The sequence below is a fragment of the Streptomyces sp. NPDC058195 genome (assembly GCF_042883525.1).
In the GTDB taxonomy this organism is placed as follows: domain Bacteria; phylum Actinomycetota; class Actinomycetes; order Streptomycetales; family Streptomycetaceae; genus Streptomyces.
In genome coordinates, this window is record NZ_JBHVVM010000013.1 from 123448 (window position 1) to 149505 (window position 26058).

Here is a 26058-nt window from a genome sequence, read left to right on the forward strand (position 1 = left end):
ACGCCCCCGGCTCCCCAACACCCCGCAGGGACGATGAGCACGTACCGCGACTTCACCCACCGCGGCTCCGCCCGCGCCACCGTCCTGCGGACCGTGGGCACCCGGGAGCGGCGCTCGCACCTCACGGCACCGCGGGTTCCCACCGTCGGCATCGACATCGGCGGTACGAAGGTGATGGCGGGTGTCGTCGACGCCGACGGCACCATCCTGGAGCAGCTGCGCACCGAGACGCCGGACAAGTCCAAGAGCCCCAAGGTCGTCGAGGACACCATCGTCGAGCTGGTCCTGGACCTCTCCGACCGGCACGACGTGCACGCCGTCGGCATCGGTGCGGCCGGCTGGGTCGACGCCGACCGCTCCAAGGTGCTCTTCGCCCCGCACCTCGCCTGGCGCGACGAACCGCTGCGTGACGCCCTCGCCTCCCGCCTCGCCGTTCCCGTCATGGTCGACAACGACGCCAACACCGCCGCCTGGGCGGAGTGGCGCTTCGGCGCGGGCCGCGGCGAGGACCACCTCGTCATGATCACGCTCGGCACCGGCATCGGCGGCGCGATCCTGGAGGACGGCCAGGTCAAGCGCGGCAAGTACGGGGTCGCCGGTGAGTTCGGCCACATGCAGGTGGTGCCCGGCGGGCACCGCTGCCCCTGCGGAAACCGCGGCTGCTGGGAGCAGTACAGCTCGGGTAACGCGCTGGTCCGGGAGGCCAGGGAGCTGGCCGCCGCGGACTCTCCGGTGGCGCACGGCATCATCGAACGGGTCAAGGGCAACATCCCCGACATCACCGGGCCGCTGATCACGGAACTGGCCCGCGAGGGCGACGCGATGTGCGTCGAGCTGCTCCAGGACATCGGCCAGTGGCTCGGCGTGGGCATCGCCAACCTGGCCGCCGCGCTCGACCCCTCCTGCTTCGTTATCGGGGGCGGTGTCAGCGCTGCCGACGACCTGCTCATCGGCCCCGCCCGGGACGCCTTCAAACGGCACCTCACCGGTCGCGGCTACCGGCCGGAGGCCCGGATCGCCCGTGCCCAGCTCGGCCCCGAGGCGGGTATGGTCGGCGCCGCGGACCTGGCCCGGCTGGTGGCCCGAAGATTCCGCCGCGCCAACCGGCGCCGGGTGGAGCGCTACGAGCGCTACGCCCAGATCTACGACCAGGCCGCGAGCACCATCCGCTCCACCCGCTCCACCCGCACCCCCTAGGGACTCCGAGAGACATGACCGCAGCCGAGCATCCCGTCCTGCCGCGCCAGTCCCCGCCGCCCGACGACGGACGGCCGCCGCAGGACCGGCGCCGGATGATCCGCCGACGGCTGATCACCGCGACGATCATCGTGCTGCTCATCGGCATCCCGGCCGGCTATCTGCTGATCTCCGCCGGGCAGAGCCGCCGCTCCGGCCAGAACAAGGAGGCCGAGGCCGCCGCGCAGGGGCTTCAGGAGGGCTGGCCCTCACGGATGCAGCGCCGGATCTACGAGCTGCCCATGCCCGGCAACTCGCTGGACGTGCGGTACTACGAGACGAACAACTGGAAGACCAGCCGGCTGTACGTGGAGTTCCGCACCACGTCCGCCGGGCTGGACCGCTTCCTCGGCCGGATGGGCAGCGGGCGCTCCGACCTGGAGCCGGGCAAGGTGGCCGTCGGCGACCGTGATCTGAAGGTCACGGGCTGGTCCTTCCCCGCCGAGGCCGAGTGGGCGGGTACCCGGCACGTGAACAAGGACCCACGGCCCACCCAGGACATCATGGTGAATATGACCGACCCGATGAACCCGGTCGTCTACGTGGTCTCCGCGGCCACGCCCTGAGCCGGCACCCGGCCGGGGCGTGGCCGCGAAGGCGCTTCAGGGGCGGGCGGTCAGGTAGCCGCCCATGGTGGTGAAGTACTCCGTGGCCGCGAGCTCACGGCCGTCCTCGGTCCGTACCCGGGTGATGGCCAGGCCGTGGTTGCGGCCGGTGCGGGCGTCGGCCCCGGCGACGATGACCACGCCCTCCCCCTCGCGGTAGAAGATCCGGCCGGGCGTGCCGCCGTACCGGTTCTGCGAGACGGCCGCGGCGAGGATCTCCAGCCGCCTGCCCCGGTGGTGGGTGAAGGCGCTGGGGTACGGCTCGGACTGGGCGCGGACGAGGCGTTCGAGATCCTCGGCGGGCCAGTTCCAGTCGATCCGGATGTCCTCGGTGGACCGCTTGTGGAAGAAGCTGGCCTGGGAGCGGTCCTGCCGGGTGAACTCCGTCCGCCCGGCGGCGATGAGGCCGAGCGCGCCGATGGTGACGGGCGCGATCAGGCCGACGGTCTTGTGGAAGAGGTCGGTGGCGGTGTCCGCCGGGCCGACCGCGACGGCCTCCTGCCGGACGATGTCACCGGCGTCCAGTTCCTCGTCCATCAGATGCGCGGTCACGCCCACTTCGGTCTCGCCGTTGATCAGCGCCCAGATCAGGGGGGAGAACCCGGCGTACTTCGGCAGCAGTGAATCGTGGACGTTCAGCGTGCCGTGGCGCGGCAGGCCGTAGATCCGCGGCGGGATCCAGGTCCGCCAGTTGTTGGCCACGATGATGTCCGGATCGGCCGCCTTGAGACGCTCGAACAGCTCGTCGTCGTCCGGACGGCTGCGGATCAGCACCGGGACGCCGTGCTCCTCGGCCAGGTCGGCGACCGAGTCGCTCCAGATCTTCTCGTACGCGTGCTCGCTCTTGGGGTGCGTCACCACCAGGACCACCTGGTGCTCGGAGTCCAGCAGGGCTTGCAGGGTGCGGTGCCCCCAGGTCTGGTAACCGAACATGACGACCCGCATGGGTTCCTCCTCAGGGCAGGGGGTGGACCGGCCGCAACCGAGTGCCGCATCCAAAGCGCCGTAAGTAAAGCAAGGCTTACCTTAGTTTGCAACAGGGGTATTTCGGGCCCGAGTTGGCACGATGTCCGCGCCTGGAATGCGCCCGCCCTATCGACAGGGTCATGTGATTAGCTTAGGCTCACCTAAGTTCTTGGTGGGCGGGTTCGTCGTTATGCCCGCCCTTCGTACCTTTTCCCGCGCCTGACAGGCGGCTTTCCCGCACGATGGGAGTGACATGTCACCGGTTCTTCCTGGCGACACACCAGTGGTCCACGATCTGATGGGCATCGGCTTCGGCCCGTCCAACGTGGCCATGGCGATTGCGCTGAGCGAGCACAACGCACGCGCAGGCGGCCAGGAGCCCGTCACTGCCCACTTCTTCGAACAACAGCCGAGCTTCGGCTGGCACCGCGGCATGCTCATCGACGACGCCACCATGCAAGTGTCCTTCCTCAAGGACCTGGTGACGCTCCGCAACCCCGCCAGTGAGTTCAGCTTCCTCTGCTATCTCCAGAGCAGGGGACGGCTGATCGACTTCATCAACCACAAGAACCTCTTCCCGCTGCGGGTGGAGTTCCACGACTACTTCGAGTGGGCCGCGGCCAAGGTCGGCGACATGGTCTCCTACGGCCACGAGGTCGTCGCCGTCACGCCCTTCGTCCACGAAGGCACCGTGGAGTACCTGGATGTGACGGTCCGTTCGGCCGAGGGGCTGTCGGTCCACCGGGCCCGCAACCTCGTCGTCGGCACCGGACTGCGCCCCGTCATGCCGCCCGGCGTCGAGCGCGGCGAGCGCGTCTGGCACAACTCCGATCTGCTGCGCAAGGTCGACGCCCTTCAGACCGCCTCGCCCTCGCCCGCGCGCTTCGTCGTCGTGGGTGCGGGGCAGAGCGCCGCCGAGAACGTCGCCTATCTGCACCGGCGGTTCCCCCGCGCCGAGGTGTGCGCGGTCTTCTCCCGCTACGGCTACAGCCCCGCCGACGACAGCAGTTTCGCCAACCGGATCTTCGACCCCGGTGCGGTCGACGACTACTTCACCGCGCCCGACAGCGTGAAGGACCGGCTCATGGCCTACCACGGCAACACCAACTACTCCGTGGTGGACATCGACCTGATCGACGACCTGTACCGGCAGATGTACCAGGAGAAGGTCCTCGGCACCGAGCGGCTGCGCTTCCTCAACGTGTCCCGGGTCACCGGCGTGGAGGAGACGCCCGGCGGTGTCCGGGCCGCCGTGACCTCGCTCGTCACCGGCGAGGAGACCCAGCTGGACGCCGACGTCGTGGTGTTCGCCACCGGCTACCGCCCCGCCGACCCGCTCGGCCTGCTCGGCGAGGTCGCTGACCTGTGCCTGCGCGACGACGAGGGCCGGGTCCGCGTCGAGCGCGACTACCGTGTCTCGACCGACCCGGCGCTGCGCTGCGGGATCTACCTCCAGGGCGGTACGGAGCACACCCACGGCATCACCACCTCCCTGCTGTCCAACACCGCGATCCGGGTCGGCGAGATCCTGGAGTCGCTGCTCGAACGGGGCGTCAAGTCCGCCTCCGGTGCGGCCCGTTCGTCCACCGACGGCACCGGAACCAAGGGATAACGAACACCGCGATGCGCACCACTGCAACCGGGCGCCCGGGGAAAGCGGGCACCGCGGCCCCCCGCCACCTGCGAGGGGCCGGGCTCGCCGCGCTGCTGGCGGTCCTGGCCGTCGCGGCGGCGGTGTCGCTGGCCGTCGGTGCTCGGGCGCTGAGCCCCGCCGAGGTCTGGCACGGGCTGTTCGCCGCTCCCGAGTCCGACCAACGGCTCACCGGGATCCGGCTCATCGTGCAGACCGTGCGGGTGCCCCGGACGGTGCTCGCGGTCGTGGCGGGTGCCGCGCTGGGGGTGGGCGGCGCGCTGATCCAGGGCTTCACCCGGAATCCGATCGCCGACACCGGCCTGGTGGGGGTGAACGCCGGGGCGTCGTTCGCGGTGGTGTCGGTGATCGCCGTGTTCGGCTTCGCCGACCCGTTCCAGTACGTCTGGTTCGCCTTCGCCGGGGCGGCGCTCTGCGGCGTCCTCGTCTTCGGTCTCGCCAGCATCGGCCGGGGCGCGGGCAATCCGCTGACCCTGGCCCTGGCCGGGCAGGGGGTCACGGTCTTCCTCGCGGCGATGACCACGGCCGTGGCGCTCTCCAGCCAGAAGTCGATGAACGCGCTGCGGTTCTGGAACGCGGGCTCGGTGTCCGGGGTCGGGTTCGACGTCATCGGGCCGGTCGCCGCCTTCGTCGCGGCGGGGCTGGCGCTGGCGCTGGTCGTCCTGCCCTCGCTCAACCTGCTCAACCTGGGTGACGACGTGGCGCGCGGACTGGGTGTGAACATCGCGCGGAGCCGGACCCTGGGCATCGCCGCCGTCACCCTGCTCGCGGGCGCGGCCACCGCGGCCTGTGGCCCGATCGCCTTCCTCGGGCTGATGGTGGCTCATGTGGCCCGGTACCTGACCGGGCCGGACTACCGCTGGCTGGTGCCGTACGCCGGTCTGCTCGGCTCGGCCGTCCTGCTGGTCTGCGACATTGTGGGGCGCGTCGTCGTGCGGCCCGGCGAACTGGACGCGGGCATCGTGGTCGCCCTGCTCGGTGCCCCGTTCTTCGCGGTCCTGGTGTGGCGCGGAAAGTTCAGGAACGCGTGAACATGACGGAGACGAACCCCCCGATGGCGCCGGGCCTGCGGCTGGGCCGGGTGTCGTTCGTATGGCGGCCGTGGGTCGCCCTGGTCACCCTGGTGCTGGCGGCGGGCGCCTTCCTGCTCTTCTGCCTCTCCATCGGCGTAGGGGACTTCCCCATCGGGCTGCCCCGGGTGATCGCCACCGTGTTCGGCCAGGGCGAACCGGTCGACGAGTTCGTGGTCATGGACCTGCGGATGCCGCGGGCCCTGGCCGGTCTGGTGGTGGGGGCCGCGCTCGGCATCTCCGGGGCGATCACCCAGTCCGTCGCGCGCAACCCGCTCGCCAGTCCGGACGTCCTCGGCATCACCGGGGGCGCTGGAGCGGTCGCGGTGTTCCTGGTGACGGCGTCGGGCGGGGCGGCGACGGCGGCGCTCGGTACGGCGGGGCTGCCGCTGGCCGCGCTCGCGGGCGGGCTGGGCACCGGGCTGCTGGTGTACTTCCTGGCCTGGCGCCGGGGGATCGACGGCTTCCGGCTCGTCCTCATCGGCATCTCGGTGAGCGCCGTGATGGAGGCGATCACGACCTGGCTGCTGGTCTCGGCCGACATCCGGGACGTGGCCAGGGCCCAGGTGTGGCTGGTCGGTTCGCTGGACGACCGGTCGTGGGAAGCGGTCCGGGTGGCGGCCTGGTGCGTGCTGGCGCTGGTCGTGGTGGTGGCCGTCGCCGCGTTCCCGTTCAAGCCGATGCACCTGGGCGACGACATCGCCGCCGGGCTGGGCGTCCGGTACACCAGGGTGCGGGCCGTCCTGCTGCTGTGCGCGGTGCTGCTGGCCGCGGTGGCGGTGAGCGCGGCGGGCCCGGTGCCCTTCGTGGCGCTGGTGGCACCGCAGGTGGCGATGCGTCTGGCCCGGTTCCCGACCCCGCCATTGGCGGCCTCCGCCCTGGTGGGGGCGGTGCTGCTGACCGGATCGGACCTGCTCGCGCGAACGGCGCTGCCGGTCTCCCTGCCGGTCGGGGTGGTGACCGCGGCGATCGGCGGACCGTTCCTGGTGTGGCTGCTGGTGCGGGCCAACCTCAGACAGACCACACGTACGTAGGACGAACCCAGACGAGGGGGGCCTGTGGGCACTCAGTTCACCACCGGGGCCGCGACGGCGGCCGGCACCGACGGCGCACCGCGGCTGGCGGCCCGGGGCGTCACGGTCGGATACGGCGGACGCACCGTCATCGAGAAGCTGGACGTGGCCATCCCCCCAGGGGTGATCACCACCATCATCGGCCCCAACGGCTGTGGCAAGTCCACCCTGTTGCGCACCCTGACGCGGCTGCTCAGACCGGACGGCGGGACGGTCGTGCTGGACGGGGAGGACATCGGCAGGCTCCGGACCAGGGACGTGGCCAGGAAGCTGGGCCTGCTGCCCCAGTCGCCGCTCGCGCCGGAGGGGCTGACGGTGGCCGACCTGGTCGCCCGGGGGCGCCATCCGCACCAGAGCTGGCTGCGGCAGTGGTCCTCGGACGACGCCGACGTGGTGGCGCGTGCGCTGGCCATGACCGGGGTCGCGGATCTCGCCGGCCGTCCGGTCGACTCGCTCTCCGGCGGGCAGCGCCAACGCGTCTGGATCTCCATGACCCTGGCGCAGGGCACCGATCTCCTGCTTCTGGACGAGCCGACCACCTATCTGGACCTGGCCCACGCCATCGACGTACTCGACCTGGTGGACGACCTGCACGAGTCGGGCCGCACCGTGGTCATGGTGCTGCACGACCTCAACCTGGCCGCCCGCTACAGCGATCACCTCGTCGTGATGCGGGCGGGCTCCGTGCTGGCGCAGGGGCACCCGCGCGAGGTGATCACCGCCCCACTGCTGCGCGAGGTCTTCGGGCTCAACGCGCTGGTGATCGACGACCCGGTGGGCGACCGGCCGCTCATCGTGCCGATCGGGCGCACCCATGCCGGGGTCCGGGCGCCCTGAGGCGTCGCGCGGGCCGAGGGGCGGTGTTCAACTCGGGCCCGCCGGAAGAGAATTCAGAACTTAGGCTAGGCTACCCTCAGTCAAGAGGGATAAGGTTTGGCTGCCCTTAGTGTGAGGCGCGGCTGACTGCATGAAAGCAAGGGAATCCGGATGCTTCTCCATCGAACGACGCGTGTGCGGCCCTGGCGGCGGACGGCGGCGGTACTGTCCGCCGCGGCGCTCGGCGTCGGCCTCCTGGCAGGGTGCGGTTCCGGCACCGCGGAGCCGGAGGGCGCGGACGCCCCGGCCGCCTCCTCCAGTGCCTTCCCGGCCACCGTGGAGCACGCGTTCGGGTCCACGGAGATCACCAAGGCGCCCAAGCGCGTCGTCTCGGTCGGCTACACGGACGACCAGGCCATCCTGGCGCTCGGCATCAAGCCGGTCGGCATGGTCGACCAGTACCCGAACCCGGCGGGCAAGTCCCCCGACATCAACACCCAGTGGCCCTGGGTGAAGGACAAGTGGGGCGACACCCGCCCCGAGGTCATCATGAGCAACGGTGACGCGGGCCCCAACTACGAGAAGATCGCCTCGCTGCGGCCGGACCTGATCATCGCCGTCTACTCCGAGATCGACCGGGCCGCCTACGAGAAGCTCTCCAGGATCGCTCCGACGGTCGGCCGCACCAAGGCGGAGAAGGAGCCCTTCAGCGCTCCCTGGCAGGACAACGCGGTGCACATCGCCAAGGCCCTCGGCAAGGAGGCCGAGGGCGAGAAGCTGGTCCAGGGCATCCAGGGAAGGCTCGACGCGGCGAAGAAGGCGCACCCGGAGTTCGCGCAGCAGACCGCCGTCGTGCTGTCCTGGTACAAGGACTCCGTCGCGCCGTTCACCTCCACCGACGTCCGCGGCCGTCTGGTGACGGGTGCCGGTTTCGCCTACCAGACCAAGATCGATGAGGTCGCGGGCGGCAAGTTCTACACCACGCTGTCCCCCGAGCGCGTCGACCTGGTCGACGTCGACCGGATCTTCGTCGTCAACGACCGTGCGGAAACCGAGGCGTTGAAGAAGTTCGAGCTGTTCGCCAACCTGCCCGCGGTCAAGAACGGCAAGGTCTCCTACCTGCTGGACAGCGAGGGCCCGGCGGTCGGTGCGGCGATGTCCCAGGGCACCCTGCTGTCCCTGCCGTACGCGATCGACGAGCTCGTGAAGTCGGCCTCGTAGCCGTGTCGTCGACCCTGCGTACGGCGACGGGGCGGGAGGCCGCCGGGTGGGTCGCGGCGCACTGCCGCCGCGCCCCGTGGCTCACGGCGGCCACCCTGCTCACCACGGTCGCCGGGGCCGCGCTCCAGATCCTCCCCGTGCTCCTGCTCAGCCAGGTGGTGGACGGGGTGGCCGGGGGTGAGCCGCGCTCGGTGCTGGTCAGGGTCGGTGTGCTGATGGTGGCCGCCGCGCTGCTCGGCGCGGTGGCCACCGCCGCGTCCACGTACCTGATCGGGCGGCTGGGCGCCGATCTCCTCGCCCGGCTTCGGGAGGGGGCCGTGCGCGCGGTGCTGGGCATGCCGAGCGCACGCGTCGAGCAGGTCGGCCGGGGCGATGTGCTCTCCCGGGTCGGCGACGACGTCGCGGTGATCTCCAAGGGCATCCGGGCCGCCATCCCCACGGTGTTCTCGGCGGGGGTGCTGGTGGTCATCGCCACGGCCGGCATGTTCGGCCTGGACTGGCGCCTGGGTCTGGCCGGTGCCGGGGCGCTGCCCGCGTACGGACTGGCCCTGCACTGGTACCTGCCCCGCTCGGCACCGCTCTACCGCCGCCAGCGGGTGGCCCAGGCGGACCGGGCACAGGCGCTGATCAGCGGACTGAACGGGATCGGCACCGTCCGGGCGTACCGCCTGGAGGAGGGCTTCCGCGAGCAGGTCACCCGCGAGTCGTGGCGGGTGCGTGAGCTGGGTGTCGAGGTGTTCCGCTTCTTCGGCCGGTTCGTCGGCCGGGAGAACCGCGCGGAGTTCATCGGCCTGACCCTGATCGTCGTGGTGGGCTACGTCCTGCTGGAGACCGGGTCCGCCAGTCTGGGCGAGGTGTCGGCCGCCCCGCTGATGTTCCACCGGCTGTTCACCCCGCTCGGCGCCATCATGTTCACCTTCGACGAGGCGCAGAAGTCGGGCGCCAGCCTGACCCGCCTGGTCGGGGTGGTGGGGGAGCCGGCGGAGGACCGGCTGGTGGGCGACGCGTCCGCCGCCCGGACCGGCGACGGCCCCTGCCCGGTGGAGGTGCGGGGGCTGACGTTCCGGTACCCCGGCACCGGGGAACCCGTCCTGCGGGACGTCGACCTGTCCATCCCGGCCGGCGGCTCGCTCGCCCTGGTCGGGGCGACCGGTGCCGGGAAATCGACCCTGGCCGCGCTGATCGCCGGGATCGGCACCCCGCAGTCCGGCTCGGTCCGCATCGGCCCGCACGATCTCGCCGCGCTGGACGAGGCCGGGGCCCGGTCGCTGGTGACCATCCTGACGCAGGAGACCCATGTGTTCTCCGGGCCGCTCGCCGAGGACCTGCGGCTGGCCGCGCCCGGGGCGAGCGACGCCGAACTGCTGGCCGCGCTGCGCACGGTGGGCGCCGAGGGCTGGGTGGAGACGCTGCCGGACGGACCGCACACCGTGGTCGGTGAGGGCGGCGAGCGGCTGGACGGCACCAAGGTCGCCCAGATCGCCCTGGCCCGGCTGGTGCTGGGCCGCTCGCCCGTGGTGGTGCTCGACGAGTCGACCGCGGAGGCGGGCAGCGAGGGCGCGGCCGAGCTGGAGCGGGCGGTACTGGCCGCGTGCGAGGGCCGGACCACGCTCTTCGTGGCGCACCGGCTGACCCAGGCGATGGCGGCGGACCGGATCGCCGTACTGGACGGGGGGCGGGTCGTGGAGGAGGGGACGCACGCGGAACTGGTGGCTCTCGAAGGCCGGTACGCGCGCCTGTGGCGCGCCTGGCGCGAGGGTAGTTAGGTGAACCTAAGTTAGGTTAGGCTAACTTGCATACCTCGGAAGGATGCTGAGTTTTCGATGACGGAACCGAGCGCCCCGCGCGTACTGCTCTCTCCCGCCCGCCTGGCCGGTCTGCGCCGCCGCACCGGCGACTACGGCGACCGGACCGTCGCCGCGGCCTGCGCCGTGGGGCTGTCGTACTGGGCGACCGGCCTCGGTCCCGACGGCATGGACCTCACGCCGGACACCCCCTTCCCCGACCTCCTCCGGCAGGCCGACAAGGACGGTACGGGCAACGGGCCCGCGGACGGGGGCGAGGGGGCGGGCGGCCTCGCCGTCGTCGCCCCCGCGGGCGTCCCGCTCGCCGACGCGCAGCTCGCCCTGGACGACCTGGCCGACTTCCCCGACCGCCCCCTCGGCACGATCGCACCGTCCGACGCGGCGTCCCGGCTCCGGGCCCTGGCCCGGTGGAACGACAACCGGGCCGACCGGCCCCGCCCGACGCTCATGGAGATGTTCCGCGAGCAGGCCCGCGTCCGGCCCGACGCCGTCGCGGTCGTCGACGAGCACCACACCCTGACGTATCGTCAAGTCGCCGCGTACTCCGCCCAGCTGGCCCACCATCTGACCGGACGGGGGCTCGCCGCCGAACAGGTCGTCGGCATCTCCCTCGGCCGCTCCGCCGAGATGGTCATCGGGCTCCTCGCCGTGCTCCAGGCCGGATGCGCCTTCGTGCCGCTCGATCCGCAGTGGCCCGCCGCCCGCCGCGCCGTCGTCGTCGAGGACGCCCGGGTCGTGCTCCAGCTCAACGAAACCGGCGAGCACGCGGACGGCGAGCCGGACGCGGTCGCCGTCGCCCTCGCCGACTGGGGCTTCGCGGACCGTCCGGCCGAGGCGCCGGACGTGACCGTCCCCGGCGCCGCCCTGGCGTACGTCATCTTCACCTCCGGCTCGACCGGCCGTCCCAAGGGCGCCATGATCCGTCACGAGGCGATCAGCGAACGCCTGGTGTGGCAGGCCGGGGAGATCCTGCGCTTCGGCCACGACGACGCCTCGCTGTTCAAGGCCCCGCTCTCCTTCGACATCTCCATCAACGAGATCTTCCTGCCGCTGGTCCGCGGAGGCAGGCTGGTGATCCTGCGCCCCGGCGGCGAACGCGATCCGCACCACCTGCTGAGTGTGATCGCCCAGCAGCGCGTCACCTTCACCTACCTGGTCTCCTCCATGCTGGACGTACTGCTGGAGATCGCCGGCGAATCGGACCGTCTGGACAGCCTGCGGCATGTGTGGTGCGGCGGCGAGGTGCTCACCCCCGAGCTGTACGAACGCTTCCGCGCCCGGCTCGGCATCCCGCTCTACCACGGCTACGGGCCCGCCGAGACGACCATCGGCGTCTCCCACGTCATCTACCGGGGCGAGGCCGAACGCCTGTCGACCTCCATCGGCCGGGCCAACCCCAACACCCAGCTGTACGTCCTGGACGAGGAACTGCGACCGGTTCCGGCCGGCGTCGGCGGCGAACTGTACGCGGGCGGAATCCTCCTGGGCCGCGGCTACGTCAACGCCCCCGGCCTGACCGCCTCCCGGTTCGTCGCCAATCCCTTCGCCGACGACGGGTCACGCCTCTACCGCACCGGCGACCTGGCACGCTTCGCCCCGGACGGCACGCTGGACTTCCTCGGCCGCGCCGACAACCAGATCAAGATCCGCGGCATGCGCCTGGAGACCGAGGACGTCGAGGTCTCGCTCGCCGAACACCCCGGCGTACGGCACAGCTGCGTCGTCGCGAAGAAGAACACCGCGGGCGGCACCTATCTGACCGGGTACGTGATCCCGGCCACCGGCCACGAAGGGCTGCGGGCCGAGACCGTCAAGGAGTGGGCCGCCCGCCACATGGTCGAGTACATGGTGCCCGCGCACCTCGTGGTCCTGACGGAGTTCCCGCTCACCGCCAACGGCAAGATCGACCGCGCCGCCCTGCCCGAGCCCGTGATCGCCACGGACGGCGCGGCAGAGCCCGTCACCGAGGAGGAGCGGCTGGTGTGCGCGGCCGCCGCGAAGGTGCTGCGGCTGGAGCGGACCGGCACCGACCAGGACTTCTTCCAGCTCGGCGGCGACAGCATCCTGGCCATCTCCCTGCTGAGCGCCCTGCGGGAGGACGGACTCCACGTCACCGCCCGGCAGATCTTCACGCACAGCCGTCTCGGGGCGCTCGCCGCGGTGGCGAGCCGCGAGGAGACCACCGCCGCCGACCACGACGACATCGCCACCGGCCCCGTCGTCGGCCTGCCCGTGGTGCAGTGGCTCGGCGAGACCACCGACGCGATCGACGGATTCGTCCAGTCGGTCGTCCTCCGCACCCCGGCGGAACTGACCGGGCGGGCACTCGACGCGATCCTCACCGCCCTACTGGACCGGCACGCCATGCTGCGCGCCCGGCTGGTCCGCGGGGAACGCTGGAGCTTCGACATCCCCGGCCCCGGCCGGACCGCCCCGGCCTGGCAGGAGAGCGCGCTCCCGCCCGCTGGCTGCGTGGCACTGGCCACCGAGGGCCTCGACCCGGACGGCGGGGCCATGCTGCGCGCCGTGTGGCGCCGCGCCGAACGCCAACTGGTCCTGGCCGTCCACCATGTGGTGATCGACGGGGTGTCCTGGCGCGTCCTGATGGACGACCTGGCCACCGCGTGGCGGCAGCACGCCGCAGGCGCCGTCATCGAACTGCCGCCCGTGGGAACGTCGTTCCGCCGCTGGACACAGCTGCTGGAGCAGGCCGGCTTCGAGGCGGACCGCGGCTTCTACGACACCCCGCTGCCCGCCCCCGACGCCCCCCTCGGCAGGCGCGCCCCGAGCGCCGCGGACACCGTGGCCCGTGAACGCGTCCGCACCCTCACGCTCGGCCCCGACGAGACCGCCGCGCTCCTCGGGCCCGTCCCCGCGGCGTTCCACGCGGGCGTCAACGACGTCCTGCTGACCGCGCTCGCCGTCGCCCTCGCCCGCTGGCGCCGCGACCACGGCCAGGACCAGACCTTCGCCCACATCGAGCTGGAGGGACACGGCCGCGAGGCCCGCCACGTGGCCGGACCCGCCGGAGCCGAACCCGAACTCTCCCGTACGGTCGGCTGGTTCACCACGCTCTTCCCGGTCACCGTGGACCCCGGCACCGCACCCGACCTCACCGCGCCCGGCTATCTGGCCACCGCGCTCAAGGCGGTCAAGGACGCCCTCGCCGCGGTGCCCCGCAACGGCCTCTCCTACGGCGTCCTGCGCCACCTGACCGCCGTGCCGCCCACCAGCCCGGCCCCGCAGGTGCTCTTCAACTACCTGGGCCGCTTCGACGCGGGCGCCCCCGGGGACTGGCAGCTCGCCGGAAGTACCGGACAGCTGGGGGAGAAGCGTGATCCGAGGATGCGGCTGCCGCGCGCCCTGGAGTTCAACGCGATCGCCGAACCCGACGACAGCGGCGCGTTCCGGCTGGTCACCACCGTGTCCTGGGCCGAGGGAAGGTTCACCGAGCAGGACATCACCACCCTCGGCGGCTACTTCCGGGCCGCTCTCACCGGGCTCGCCGCACTGGAGGAGGGCGGTCACTCGCCCAGCGACTTCCCCCTGGTCCGGCTCACCCAGGCCGACGTCGACGAACTCGACGGACCGGCCCTGCGCGACGTCCTTCCGCTGACCCCGCTCCAGGAGGGCCTGTACTTCCACTCCGTCTACGACGACGAGGCGAGCGGCAGCTACGTCGAGCAGCAACTCCTCACCCTCGACGGCGAGGTGGACCCCGGCCGGCTCGCGGCGGCGGCCACCCGGCTGCTCAGCCTGTACCCCAACCTGGCCGCCCGGTTCACCGCCCTCGCGGACGGCCGCGTCGTCTGCGTACTCGACGACGGGGCCACGGCCCCCTTCACCGTCCTGGACCGCCCCGGCTTCAGCGACGACGAGATCCGCGCCCACGCCGAACGCGACCGCCGCCGCGGCTTCGACCTGGCCACCGGCCCGCTCATGCGCTACACCCTGATCCGCGCGGGCGCCGGGCGCGACGTCCTGGTCCAGACCGTGCACCACATCGTCGCCGACGGCTGGTCCGTCCCGCCGATGCTCCGCGCCCTGCTCGCCGAATACCACGCCCCGGGCACCGTCCACCCACTCGGCGGCCACCGCGACTACGTACGCTGGCTCGCCGCCCGCGACCACGACGCGAGCGAGGCGGTGTGGCACGGCGAGCTCGCCGGGCTGCCCGGCCCCTCCCTGGTCGCCCAGGGGCACACCCCCTCCGAACGGTTCGCCGACACCACCGCCGTGGCCGAGGACGACATCGCCGCGGCCTCCCGCACGGCCGGTGTCCCCCTGAGCGTCGCCGTGCACAGCGCCTGGGCCCTGACCCTGGGCGGCCTCCTGCACACCACGGACGTCGTGTTCGGCTCCACGGTCTCCGGGCGCGACGCCGGACTGCCCGGCATCGAGGACATGGTGGGCCTGTTCATCAACACCGTCCCGGTACGCGCCCGCTGGACCGCGCACACCACGGCGGCCCAGCTCCTCACCACCGTGAAGGACCACCAGAGCACCGTCCTCGCCCACCAGCACGTCTCCCTGGCCAGGATCGCCCGCAGCGCCGGAACCGGCCCGCTCTTCGACACCCTCGTCGTCTTCGACCTCGCCACCGACCCGGGCACCCTGAGCGGCCCCGGCCACCACCTCGCCATCACCCGCATCGCCAACGAGGGCGCCCCGCACTACCCGCTGACCCTCGTGGTGGAACGCACTCCCGAAGGCCACCCCCTCTTCCGGCTGATCCACGACGCGGCCCTGCTGCGCCCCGCCGGAGCCGAGGAGATCCTGCGCACCTTCACCCGCACCCTCACCGCCCTGCTCGCCCACCCGGACGCTCCCGTCCGCGAAGCGGCCGCCCCCGCCCCGCTCCCGGCGTACCCCGCCCCGGGAACGCTGGACGGACTCCTCGACGCCGCGGCGCGCCGCGACCCCGCGGCCGTCGCCGTCACCCAGTGCGCCCTCGACGGCACCACCAGGTCCCTGACCTACGGTGAACTGGCCGCCGCCAAGGACGAGCTGGCCGATGTGCTGCGGGCGGCCGGGGTCGGACCCGGATCCCGGGTCGCCGTCGCCGTACCGCGCTCCGTGGAACAGGTCGTCGCCCTGGCCGCGATCGTCACCGCGGGCGGCGCCTACGTACCGCTGGACCCGGCGTACCCGGACGAGCGGCTGGCGTACGTGCTCGGCGACTGCGCCCCGCAGGCCGTGCTCGTGGACCGCGCACAGCAGGGCCGCTTCGGCCGGCTCCTGGACCGTACGGGCGTACCGGCCCGGGTCCTCGTCCAGGGCGAGGAGGCCGCTCCCGCCGCCCCCGTGCCCGGGGCGCGGCCCCGCCCGCAGGACCCCGCGTACGTCATCTACACCTCCGGCTCGACGGGCCGCCCCAAGGGCGTCGCCGTCGCGCACGCGAGCGTGACCGCCCTGCTCGCCCGCACCCGGCCCGCGATGGACTTCGGCCCGGACGACGTCTGGGTCCAGTTCCACTCCTTCTCCTTCGACTTCGCGGTCTGGGAGCTGTGGGGGGCGCTGGTCCACGGAGGGGAGCTGCTGGTCCCCGACTACGCGCTGACCCGCTCCCCGGCTGATTTCCGCCGGCTGGTCCGCGAACGCGCGGTGACCGTGCTCAACCAGACCCCCTCCGCGTTCTACCAGTTCATCGAGGCCGACCGGCTCGCGGCCGAACCGCTCACCGCGCTGCGCCGGATCGTCTTCGGCGGCGAGGCGCTGGACCCGGCACGGCTGCGCGGCTGGGTCGAGCGGTACGGCACCGGCGCCCCCGAGCTGGTCAACATGTACGGGATCACCGAGACCACCGTCCATGTCACCCACCGGGTGCTGACCGGGGCGGACTTCGCGCCCGGCACCGGTGTCAGCCCGATCGGCGGCCCGGTTCCCGGGCTCACCGTCCACCTGCTCGACGACCGGCTGCGCCCCGTCCCGCCCGGCCGGACGGGCGCCATCTACGTCTCCGGCGACCAGGTGTCGCTCGGCTATCTGGGGCGGCCGGGGCTCACCGCGGGCCGGTTCGTGGCGGACCCGTTCGCTGCCGACGGCTCCCGGATGTACCACACCGGCGACCTGGCCCGCCGCACCCTCGACGGCGAGCTGGTGTTCGCCGGCCGGGCCGACGACCAGATGCAGCTCAAGGGGTTCCGGATCGAGCCCGGCGAGGTGGAGTCGGCGCTCCGGGAGCTCGACGGGGTCGTGGACGCGGCCGTCACGGTGGCGGGGAGCGGGGACCATCTCGTCGCCCATGTGGTGGGACGGGTGCCCGGTGACCTCACCGCCCTGCTGTCCGCCACGCTGCCCGCGTACATGGTGCCCGGCCACGTGCGGGGCGTCGCCGCCCTGCCGCTGACCGTCAACGGCAAGCTGGACCGTACGGCCCTGACCACGAGCGCCGAACAGCACGACGACACCGCGGCCATCGCGGCCATCGCGGCAACCGAGGCCATCCTGGCCGCCGCGGACGAGGACGCGCTCGCCGCGCTGACCGCGGTCTTCGCCCAGGCGCTGCCGGGCGCCGCCGTGGACGCCGACACCGACTTCTTCGCCGCCGGGGGCGACAGCATCGTCGCCATCACCGTGATCAACCGGGCCAGGGCGCTCGGCCTGCCGATCGCCCCCCGGGACGTCTTCCTGCTGAAGACGCCGCGCGCCCTCGCCGCGCATCTGAGCACCCGTACCCCGGGCCCCGGAGCTCCCGTCGCGGCCCGCCGCGAGGACGGTCCGCTGCCCGTCACCCCGATCATCCTGCGCCAGCGTGAACTCGGCGGCTCGCTCGACCGGTTCGCCCAGGCCAGGACCCTCGCGGTCGGCGAGGGCACCACCCTCGCCGACCTCCGCCGGGCCGCGAACGCCGTCATCGCCGCGCACCCGGCACTGCGGCTGCGGCTCGGCACCGAGCACGGGGTGTGGACCCTGCGCACCGGACCCGCCCGCGAGGCCGACCTCGTGACCACCGCCGCCCCCGACGCGACGGCGGCGGCGAACGAGGCCGCCGGACGGCTCGACCCCGGGGCCGGGCACCTGGTCGCGTTCTCCTGGCTGGCCCGGAGCCGCACCCTGGTGATCACCGCCCACCACCTCGCCGTCGACGCGGTGTCCTGGCTGATCGTCCTCGACGATCTGGCCGCCCATCTCGGCGGCGCCACCCCCGCCCCGCCCACCACCTCCTACGCCGAGTACGCCGAAGCCCTGACGGCGCACACCGCGGGGGAGACGGGCAGCCTCGGCCACTGGATCCAGACCCTGGCCGCCCCGCCCCTGCTGCCCGAGGTCCGCCGCCCGCGCACGGTCACCGTCGTCCTGCCCCCGGAGACCGGCGAGCGGCTGACCCGCATCGCCCCCACCGCCCTCGGGGTGGGCCTCACCGAACTGCTGTGCGGCGCCCTGCGCACCGCCCTGACCGGCATCCAGACCGCCCCCACCGACCTCGCCGTCGAGCTGGAACGGCACGGCCGGGTTCCGGTCCTGGAGCACCACGACTACGCCCGCACCGTCGGCTGGTTCACCTCCATCGCCCCCGTCCGGCTCGCCCCGCACACCGACCCGGTCGCCGCGGCCCGCGAGGTCGCCGAACGCCAGCCGGACGAACGCGGGCACCTCGCCTACGGGCGGCTGCGTCATCTCGACCCGCAGACGGCCCCGCTGCTGACCGCCCGTCCCCAGGTGCTCCTCAACTACCTCGGCCGGGGCGACGAGTCCCACGCCCCGCGCGTCACCGGCGGCCAGCAGCCGACCCCGTACGCCGTCGAGGTCAACGCCTGGACCGACGGCGTCACCGGGGGTCTGCACGCCGAGTTCACCCTCGCCGAGGGCGTCCCCGACGCGATCACCGGGCACTGGCGCGAGGCACTGGAGCGGATCGCCGACGCCGCCGTCACAGCCGGGCGGACCGCCCCGGTCACCCCCCTCCAGCGCGGCCTGTTCTTCCAGGCCCAGATGGCGGGGGCGTCCGGACACTACGTCGCGCAGAGCTGGTTCACCTTCGACCGCCGCCTGGACCCCGACGCGCTGGCCGAGGCGATGGCGTACGTGATCGGACGGCACCCGGTCGTCGGCGCCGGGTTCACCACCGACGACGACGGCAACCCCGTCCAGGCCCTCGGCGCCGGGCGGCGGGTCACCGTCCGCACGGCCGAGGTGACGGGCGAGACCCAGGCCGGGGAGCTGCGCGCCCGGGACCGCGAGACCGGCTTCGACCCCGGTGAGCCGCCCCTGATCCGGCTGACCGTGGTGCGCCTGCCCGGCGGCGTGGACGCCCTGCTGCTCAGCTACCACCTGCTGCTCTGGGACGGCTGGTCCCGCGAGATCGTGCTGCGCGACCTGTTCGCCGCGTACGAGGCCGTCCTGGCGGGCGAACCGCTCGGGGCCGCCCCGGCCGTGCCGGGGTTCGAGGAGTACGCCCGCACGCTCGCCGCCAGGGACCAGGCCGCCGCGCACCGCTTCTGGGCCGGACACCTGGCCGGACTTCCCGGGCCGACCCTGCTCGCCGGAGCGTCCCCGGACCTCCCGGACACCCTGCCGCGCGCCCTGGTGCACACGATGTCCGCCGAACTGTCCCAGGTGCTGCGGGACGCCGCCGCCGCGCACGGCGTCACCCTGAACACGGTGCTGACCGGCGGCCTCGGTCTCCTCCTGGGCGCCCGCACCGGCCGCGAGGACGCGGTGTTCGGCGTGACCGTCTCGGGCCGCGAGGGCGAGGGGCACTCCGGCATCGTCGGCGTCCTGCTCAACACCGTGCCGATGTGGACCCGGGCCCGGCCCCGCGACACGGTCGGCGCCTACCTCTCGGCCGTCCAGACGGCCCGCGTCGAGGCGATGGACCACGAGTACCTGGGGCTCGGCGAGATCCAGCGGGCGGCCGGGCACGACACCCTGTTCGACAACCTGTTCGTGCTCCAGAACTTCCTGGACCAGGACGCGTTCGCCGCGATGAACGCCCGACACGGCATCACCGCGGTACGGGCCGACGACTCCACGCACTACCCGTTCACCTGGGTCGTCACGCCCGGCGACCGGCTCACCGTCAAGCTGGAGCACCGCGACGACGACCCGGCCGGTGCCCGCCGCCTCCTCGACGGCTACCTGCGCGTCCTGGAGGACCTCGCCCGCGCCACCGGTCCGGTGGGCGCGCTCCCCGGGGCCGCCCCGGCCCCCGAACCCGCCGGACGCACCGCCATCGGCACGGACACCGTCGTCGACCGCTTCGACCAGGCGGCCGGCCGCGCCCCCGGGCGGACCGCGCTCGTCGCCGACGGAGCGCGCCTGACCTTCGCCGAACTGCGCGACCGCAGCCGTGCGCTGGCCGGTGTCCTCGCCGCGCGGGGCATCGGTCCGGAGCGGACGGTGGGCCTCGCGATCCCGCGCTCCCTCGACTCGATCGTGGCCCTGTTCGCGGTGCTGCGCGTCGGCGCCGCCTACGTGCCGCTGGAACTGGACCACCCGGACGCGCGGATCGCCGCCATCGTCGCGGACGCCCGGCCCGACGTGATCCTCACCGTCGGCGCGGTGGCCCACCGGCTCGGCGGCGAGCTGATCGTCCTGGACCGCCCGCTGCCCGGGGCCGCGCCGTACACCACCTTCGCGCCCGAGGACCCGGACCGGCTGCGCCATCCCGCGTACACCATCTACACCTCCGGGTCGACGGGAAGGCCCAAGGGGGTGGTCACCGAGTACGCCGGGCTCACCAACATGCTGGTCAACCATCAGCGGCGGATCTTCGAACCCGTCCTGGCCGAGCACGGCCACCGGGTCTTCAAGGTCGCGCACACCGTGTCCTTCGCCTTCGACATGTCGTGGGAGGAACTGCTCTGGCTCGCCGACGGCCACGAGGTCCACATCTGCGACGAGGAGCTGCGCCGCGACGCCCCCCGGCTCGTCGCCTACTGCCGGGCACACGGCATCGACGTGGTCAACGTGACCCCGACGTACGCACAGCACCTGGTGGCCGAGGGACTGCTCGACGACCCGGCCCGGCGGCCCGCCCTGGTGCTGCTCGGCGGCGAGGCCGTCACCCCGAAGCTCTGGCGGCGCCTCGTCGACACCGAGGGGACCGTCGGCTACAACCTGTACGGGCCCACCGAGTACACCATCAACACCCTCGGCGTGGGCACCTTCGAATGCGACGATCCGGTGGTCGGCGTGGCCATCGACAACACCGAGGTGTACGTGCTCGACCCGTGGCTGCGCCCCCTGCCGGACGGCGTGCCCGGCGAGCTGTACGTCTCCGGCACCGGCATCGCCCGCGGCTACCTGGGGCAGAGCGCCCTGACCGCGCACCACTTCGTGGCCTGTCCGTTCGGCCGCCCCGGCGAGCGGATGTACCGCACCGGCGACCTGGTGGTCCGCCGCCCCGACGGCAACCTCGCCTACCTGGGCCGCACCGACCAGCAGGTCAAGATCCGCGGCCACCGGGTCGAGCCCGCCGAGGCCGAGGCCGCGTTCGCGGCGCACCCGGCGGTGCGGTTCGCCGCCGTGGTCGCCCAGCCCGACCCGCAGGCCGACGGCGCGTACCGGCTGGCCGCCTACCTCGTGCTCGACGGAGCCGGCCTGGCACGGGTCGCCGCCGAAGCGGGCGCCGGACTGCCGGACTTCCTGCGCCCGACCCACTACGCGCAGGTCGACGCCATCCCGCTGACCGTGAACGGGAAGGCCGACACCAAGGCGCTGCCGGAGGCCCGGCCGCTCGGCACGCTGACCACCGCCTCCGAACGGGGCCCGCGCACGGGGACGGAGACCTCGGTCTGCGAACTCTTCGCCGAGGCGCTGGACCTGGACGACGACGAGGTGAGCGCGGTGAGCGACTTCGTGGCCCTGGGCGGCCACTCCATGCTGGCGGTACGGCTGACCGGGCTGCTCCGCCGCGAGTACGGCCCCGTCATCACCATCCGTGACCTGTTGACCCTGCGAACCCCGGAAGCGATCGCCCGTCACCTCGATGAGAACTCCTGAGATGCCACCCCGGACCCCCGCACCCGAGACGCGGCCCCCCAGCGGCGCGGACATCCTGCGCACCGCGCTGCGCCGCAACACCGGCGCCATGACCCGCGGTACCGTCCTCATGGGCCTGTACCAGGCAGGGGAGACCGCCTTCCCCATCGCGCTCGGCCTGATCGTCGAGCACACCATGCAGGACCGGAGCCCGGCCGCGCTCGCGCTGTCGATCGGCGCGCTGGCCGTGATCATCACGACGGTGTCGCTGTCGTGGCGGTTCGGGATGCGGGTCCTGCAGAAGGCCAACACCACCGAGGCACACCACTGGCGGGTCGAGGTCGCCGCCTGCGCGCTCCAGCCGGTGGCCCGGGACACCGGCCTGAAGTCCGGCGAGGTGCTGACCATCGCGACCGAGGACGCCGACCAGACCGCCGACATCGTCGAAGTGGTGCCGCTGCTGGTCAGCTCGCTGGTCGCGGTGGTGGTCGCGGCGGTCGCGCTGGGGCTGGCCGACCTCCGGCTGGGACTGCTGGTGATCGTGGGAACGGTCGCGATCCTGTCGGTCCTGGCGGTGCTGTCCAAGCGGATCGGGGCCCGGACGCGGGAGCAGCAGGCCCGGGTGGCGCGGGCCGGTGCGAAGGTCGCCGACCTGATCACCGGTCTGCGTCCGCTGCACGGCTTCGGCGGCAACCACGCGGCGTTCGGCTCCTACCGGCGGGTCAGCGCGGACGCGCGGCACCAGGCGGTCGCCGTCGCGCGGGCGAACGGCGCCTACGCGGGTGCCGCCCTGGCCCTGAACGCGGTGCTGGCCGCCGCCGTCTCGCTGACGGCCGGGTGGCTGGCGTTCGAGGGCCGGATCACCCTCGGGGAACTGGTCATGGCGGTGGGCCTGGCCCAGTTCATCATCGAACCGCTCAAGATGTTCTCGGAGATGCCCAAGTACGTGATGATGGCGCGGGCTTCGGCCGAGCGCATGGCACTGGTGCTGGCCGCGCCGCCGGTCGCGGTTCCGGGGGAGGCGGGGCCTGAACGCACCGCCGGGCAGGCCCTCGCGCTCGACGGTGTCCACCACGGGGCGCTGCGCGGGATCGGCTTCGAGGTGGCCGCGGGGGAGTTCGTCGCGATCGCCGCCTACCGGCCGCGCCAGGCGGCCGACCTGGCCGCGGTCCTCGCGCTGAACGCCCCGCCCGGAACGTACCCGGGAACGGTGCGGGTCGGCGGCCGGCCGCTGGAGGAGCTGTCGGCCGAGGCGGTCCGGGCGTACATGCTGGTGAATCCGTACGACGGGGAGATCTTCGCGGGCACCCTGCGCTCGAACATCGACCCGTCGGGCACCAGCCGGACGATCGCCGAGGCGGTCGAGGCGTCCTTGCTGACCGACGTCGTCGCCCTGCACCGCGAAGGACTCGACCATCCGGTCCGGGACCGGGGCGCCAACCTTTCCGGCGGACAGCGCCAGCGGCTCTCGCTGGCCCGCGCCCTGGCCGCCGACAGCGAGGTGCTGGTGCTGCACAATCCGACGACGGCCGTCGACGCGGTCACCGAACAGCTCGTCGCGCGCCGGGTCGCACAGCTGCGCCGGGGCCGGACCACGGTGGTGATCACCAGCAGCCCGGCCCTCCTGGACGCCGCCGACCGGGTGCTGGTCCTGGACGACGGCGTGATCACCGCGCAGGACACCCACCGCAACCTGCTGGCCGGGGACGAGGGGTACTGCCTGGCCGTGGCGCGCTGAGCTGTCATGTGGTCATGCGGTTACGCGGCCATGCGGTTACGCGGTTACGTAGCCATGTGGTCACGCGGTCACATGGTCACGTGGTCAACGGCCGATGGCCGGGACGCGCTCCTGACCGAGGGCCCAGGCCACGTCCCGGAGCAGGGCGTGGCGCCAGCCCGCCCGGTCGTGGGCCGCGGCCGAGCGGGAGACCCGTACCGTCGCCCCGGCCCGCCCGGCCAGCGCCTCGACCCGTTCGCAGTGCGGCAGCATCCGGGTCTCGTGCTCCCCGACGTCGAACGCGCACCGCAGCCCGGACAGGTCCGCGCCCCCGCGCAGCCGCTCGGCCAGAGCGCCGCCGAGCGGCCCGCCCAGCGGGTCCGGCAGTTCCGCCGCACCGGGGAACCACCACAACGAGGCCGACTGAACGGCGATCCGCCGGACGAGGCCGGGGAACTCCAGCGCCGCGTACAGCGCGCTCAGCCCGCCCAGGCTCTGCCCGGCGACGACGAGCCGGTCCGGGTCGGCCGGCGGTCCGGACTCCGCCAGCAGCGGCAGCAGTTCGTCGCGGACCGCCTCCCAGAAGTCGGACCGGCACGCGTACTCCGCCTCACGGTCCTTGGCGGGCACGAAGACCAGCGTGACGGGCGGCATCGCGCCCGCGGCGACGGCCGACTCGAACGCGGTCGCGGCGGGGTGCAGATACAGCCAGTCGTCCCCGTCGAGCAGCAGCACCACCGGCCCGCCACCGCCCACCGGATGCACCCGCACGGTACGCCGCCCGCCGAGCCGCCCCCCGGTCCAGCGGAGCCGGGTCCGGGGGAGGGGCGGTACGTCGTCGGCGCCGACGACGGGCCAGTGCGGCTGCGCCGGGGCGTCCGGGGTGGCGGCGAGGGACCGGTCGGCCCCGGCCCCGGCCGGGTTGAGCGGGTCCGCGTGGGCGGCGCCGTCCACGAGGACGCGGTAGGTGACCCGCAGCCGTGCGGGCATCCGGACCTCGGCGTACCAGCAGTCCGTACCGGCCCAGCGGCGCAGCGGAAGAGGGGGTGACCAGCTCTCGAAGTCGACGACGGCCTCGGACCCGCGCCACAGGAACAGGGTCCGCCAGCCGCCGTCGCCGTCCGGTACCGAGACGGGCGTGCGCGCCGCTGCCCAGAACGCGTCGGTGCCGATGCTGCCGGGCAGCCCGAACGGGGCGAAGGGCGTGGGCTCACCCGGCGTGTGAACGGCCGCTTGTGAGGGGGAGGGGGAGGAGTTAGGCTCATCCTTCATTAGGTGAGCCTAACCTAACAAGTTGTGATCGCTCCATCCCCGCACGCCGTCCGGCGCGCACTCAGTATCCGGCCGTCAGTGGCCCGTTGGGCCCGAGGAGGCACCGACAGTATGAGCACCAACCCGTTCGACGACCCCGAAGGCCGCTTCCTGGTCCTGGTGAACGACGAGGGCCAGCATTCGCTCTGGCCGTCCTTCGCCGAGGTGCCCGGAGGGTGGACGGTCGCCCTCGCCGAGCGCGACCGGGCGGCCTGCCTGGAGTACATCGAGGCCAACTGGACCGATCTGCGCCCCCGTTCGCTCGCCGCCTCCACCGACTGAGACCGGTGGGGAGCACCATGGCCGCCGCGGGAACCTGCCCCGCCCCGTCGGCCGCGCCGGGGTGCGCGGTGCGCTCCGCCCGTCGGGAGGAGGCCGAGGAACTCGCCGCGCTGTCCCGGCCGTTCGCGCGCTCGGGGGCACTGAGGGAGCGGCCCGTCTCGCTCTACGCCGCCCGCGCCGCCGAGTTCCTGGTGGTGCGCGCCCCCGGGGGTCCGGTCGAGGGCGCCGTGGCGCTGCGGGTGCACCCGGGTGAGGCCGGGGCGGTGGGTGTCGTCTACAACTTCTGTGTGGCCGGGCCCCGTCAGGGGTGCGGGGTGGGCGCCGGACTGCTGCGCGCGGTGCTCGACCGGGCGCGCACCCAGTCGCTCGGCGCCCTGTTCACGGCGACCACCGGCAGCGGAGGTCTGTTCCTCCGGCACGGCTTCGCGCCCACGGCCGCACACCGGGCGCCGCAGGCCTGGGCGAGATCCCTGGACCCGCGCCGCGGCGCCCGGATCCTCGCGCGGGCACTCTGAACGCGGCGGGGCCCGGCCCGTACCCGGTACGGGTCAGGCGCCGCCGGGGACCACCGTGGTGCCGGAGCCGTCCGGGTGGAGCACGCTCCGCAGCACCGCGTGCGGCACCCGGCCGTCCAGCACCTGCGCCGCGCGCACCCCGCCGCGTACCGCGCGCAGGCAGCCCTCCATCTTCGGCAGCATCCCGCTCGCCAGGCCCGGCAGCAGTCCGGCCAGGGTGTCGGCCGTCAGCCGCTCCAGCACCTCGGTGCTGTGCGGCCAGTTGGCGTACAGCCCCGGCACGTCGGTGAGCATCACCAGCCGCTCGGCGTCCAGGGCCACCGCCAGCGCCGAGGCCGCGAGGTCCGCGTTGACGTTGTAGACCTGCCCGTCCGCGCCGCGTGCCACCGGGGAGACCACCGGGATGTGGCCCCGCTCCAGCAGGGCGCGCATCAGGCCGGGGTTCACGTCCACGACGTCACCGACCAGCCCGATGTCGACCGGGCGGCCGTCCGCCCAGGCCGGGCGCCGCACCGCCGTCAGGGTGTGCGCGTCCTCGCCGGTCAACCCCACGGCGTAGGGGCCGTGTTCGTTGATGTGGCCGACCAGTTCTCGCTGGACCCGGCCGCTCAGTACCATCCGCACCACGTCCATGGCCTCCGGTGTCGTCACCCGCAGCCCCGCCTCGAAGCGGGACTCCAGGCCGAGCCGGTCGAGCATCGCGCTGATCTGCGGACCGCCCCCGTGCACCACGACCGGGCGCAGTCCGCGACGCCGCAGCTCCACGACGTCCCGGGCGAACGACCGCTTCAGATCCGTGTCCACCATGGCGTTGCCGCCGAACTTGACGACGACCGCGCCGCCCCGCACCGAGTTCATGAAGTT

15 protein-coding genes are annotated in these 26058 nt (G+C 73.3%); 12 read left to right on the forward strand and 3 right to left on the reverse strand.

Going from position 1 to position 26058, the window contains the following annotated elements; all coding sequences use genetic code 11:
* Positions 1 to 33: 33 nt before the first annotated feature.
* Both ACFVWY_RS18320 and ACFVWY_RS18325 read left to right on the forward strand, forming a co-directional pair.
* A complete protein-coding gene (locus ACFVWY_RS18320) occupies positions 34 to 1197 on the forward strand; it encodes an ROK family glucokinase (RefSeq protein ID WP_389873190.1) in 1164 nt (387 codons plus the stop codon).
* 14 nt (positions 1198 to 1211) lie between these two features.
* Positions 1212 to 1802 (forward strand): hypothetical protein, encoded by a 591-nt coding sequence (locus ACFVWY_RS18325; RefSeq protein WP_389873192.1) that lies wholly within the window; start codon positions 1212 to 1214, stop codon positions 1800 to 1802.
* A gap of 36 nt (positions 1803 to 1838) precedes the next feature.
* On the opposite strand, the gene ACFVWY_RS18330 is transcribed toward ACFVWY_RS18325, so the two are convergent.
* On the reverse strand, positions 1839 to 2786 hold the full coding sequence (locus ACFVWY_RS18330; RefSeq protein ID WP_389873195.1) for a methionyl-tRNA formyltransferase: 948 nt from the start codon (positions 2784 to 2786) through the stop codon (positions 1839 to 1841).
* 274 nt (positions 2787 to 3060) lie between these two features.
* Between ACFVWY_RS18330 and ACFVWY_RS18335 the strand changes: the two genes are divergently transcribed.
* The 8 genes from ACFVWY_RS18335 (at position 3061) to ACFVWY_RS18370 (ending at position 23107) form a co-directional block, all read left to right on the forward strand.
* Entirely contained in the window at positions 3061 to 4419 is a 1359-nt protein-coding gene (locus tag ACFVWY_RS18335) for a lysine N(6)-hydroxylase/L-ornithine N(5)-oxygenase family protein (protein WP_389873197.1), read from the forward strand.
* A gap of 11 nt (positions 4420 to 4430) precedes the next feature.
* The gene (locus ACFVWY_RS18340; protein ID WP_389873200.1) at positions 4431 to 5489 is read left to right on the forward strand and encodes a FecCD family ABC transporter permease; all 1059 of its coding nucleotides are present in this window, start codon (positions 4431 to 4433) and stop codon (positions 5487 to 5489) included.
* Between the two features lie 2 nt (positions 5490 to 5491).
* On the forward strand, positions 5492 to 6562 hold the full coding sequence (locus ACFVWY_RS18345) for a FecCD family ABC transporter permease (protein ID WP_389873203.1): 1071 nt from the start codon (positions 5492 to 5494) through the stop codon (positions 6560 to 6562).
* Positions 6563 to 6586: 24 nt separating this feature from the next.
* A complete protein-coding gene (locus tag ACFVWY_RS18350; protein WP_389873205.1) occupies positions 6587 to 7438 on the forward strand; it encodes an ABC transporter ATP-binding protein in 852 nt (283 codons plus the stop codon).
* 150 nt (positions 7439 to 7588) lie between these two features.
* Positions 7589 to 8638 (forward strand): iron-siderophore ABC transporter substrate-binding protein, encoded by a 1050-nt coding sequence (locus tag ACFVWY_RS18355; protein WP_389873208.1) that lies wholly within the window; start codon positions 7589 to 7591, stop codon positions 8636 to 8638.
* Between the two features lie 2 nt (positions 8639 to 8640).
* On the forward strand, positions 8641 to 10404 hold the full coding sequence (locus tag ACFVWY_RS18360) for an ABC transporter ATP-binding protein (RefSeq protein ID WP_389873211.1): 1764 nt from the start codon (positions 8641 to 8643) through the stop codon (positions 10402 to 10404).
* A gap of 57 nt (positions 10405 to 10461) precedes the next feature.
* Positions 10462 to 21390, forward strand: coding sequence for an amino acid adenylation domain-containing protein (locus tag ACFVWY_RS18365; RefSeq protein ID WP_389873214.1), 10929 nt, complete (start codon positions 10462 to 10464; stop codon positions 21388 to 21390).
* On the forward strand, positions 21377 to 23107 hold the full coding sequence (locus ACFVWY_RS18370) for an ABC transporter ATP-binding protein (protein ID WP_389873217.1): 1731 nt from the start codon (positions 21377 to 21379) through the stop codon (positions 23105 to 23107). The genes ACFVWY_RS18365 and ACFVWY_RS18370 overlap by 14 nt, the downstream gene beginning before the upstream one ends.
* Before the next feature lie 84 nt (positions 23108 to 23191).
* Here ACFVWY_RS18370 and ACFVWY_RS18375 read toward each other — a convergent pair whose 3' ends face one another.
* A complete protein-coding gene (locus ACFVWY_RS18375) occupies positions 23192 to 24358 on the reverse strand; it encodes an alpha/beta hydrolase-fold protein (protein WP_389873220.1) in 1167 nt (388 codons plus the stop codon).
* A gap of 111 nt (positions 24359 to 24469) precedes the next feature.
* On the opposite strand from ACFVWY_RS18375, the gene ACFVWY_RS18380 reads away from it, so the two are divergent.
* Both ACFVWY_RS18380 and ACFVWY_RS18385 read left to right on the forward strand, forming a co-directional pair.
* Entirely contained in the window at positions 24470 to 24679 is a 210-nt protein-coding gene (locus ACFVWY_RS18380) for an MbtH family protein (RefSeq protein WP_389873223.1), read from the forward strand.
* Between the two features lie 17 nt (positions 24680 to 24696).
* Positions 24697 to 25194: a GNAT family N-acetyltransferase gene (locus tag ACFVWY_RS18385; RefSeq protein ID WP_389873226.1), complete on the forward strand. Its 498-nt coding sequence runs from the start codon at positions 24697 to 24699 to the stop codon at positions 25192 to 25194.
* 33 nt (positions 25195 to 25227) lie between these two features.
* On the opposite strand, the gene argB is transcribed toward ACFVWY_RS18385, so the two are convergent.
* The gene (gene argB / locus ACFVWY_RS18390) at positions 25228 to 26052 is read right to left on the reverse strand and encodes an acetylglutamate kinase (protein WP_389873229.1); all 825 of its coding nucleotides are present in this window, start codon (positions 26050 to 26052) and stop codon (positions 25228 to 25230) included.
* Positions 26053 to 26058 lie beyond the last annotated feature (6 nt).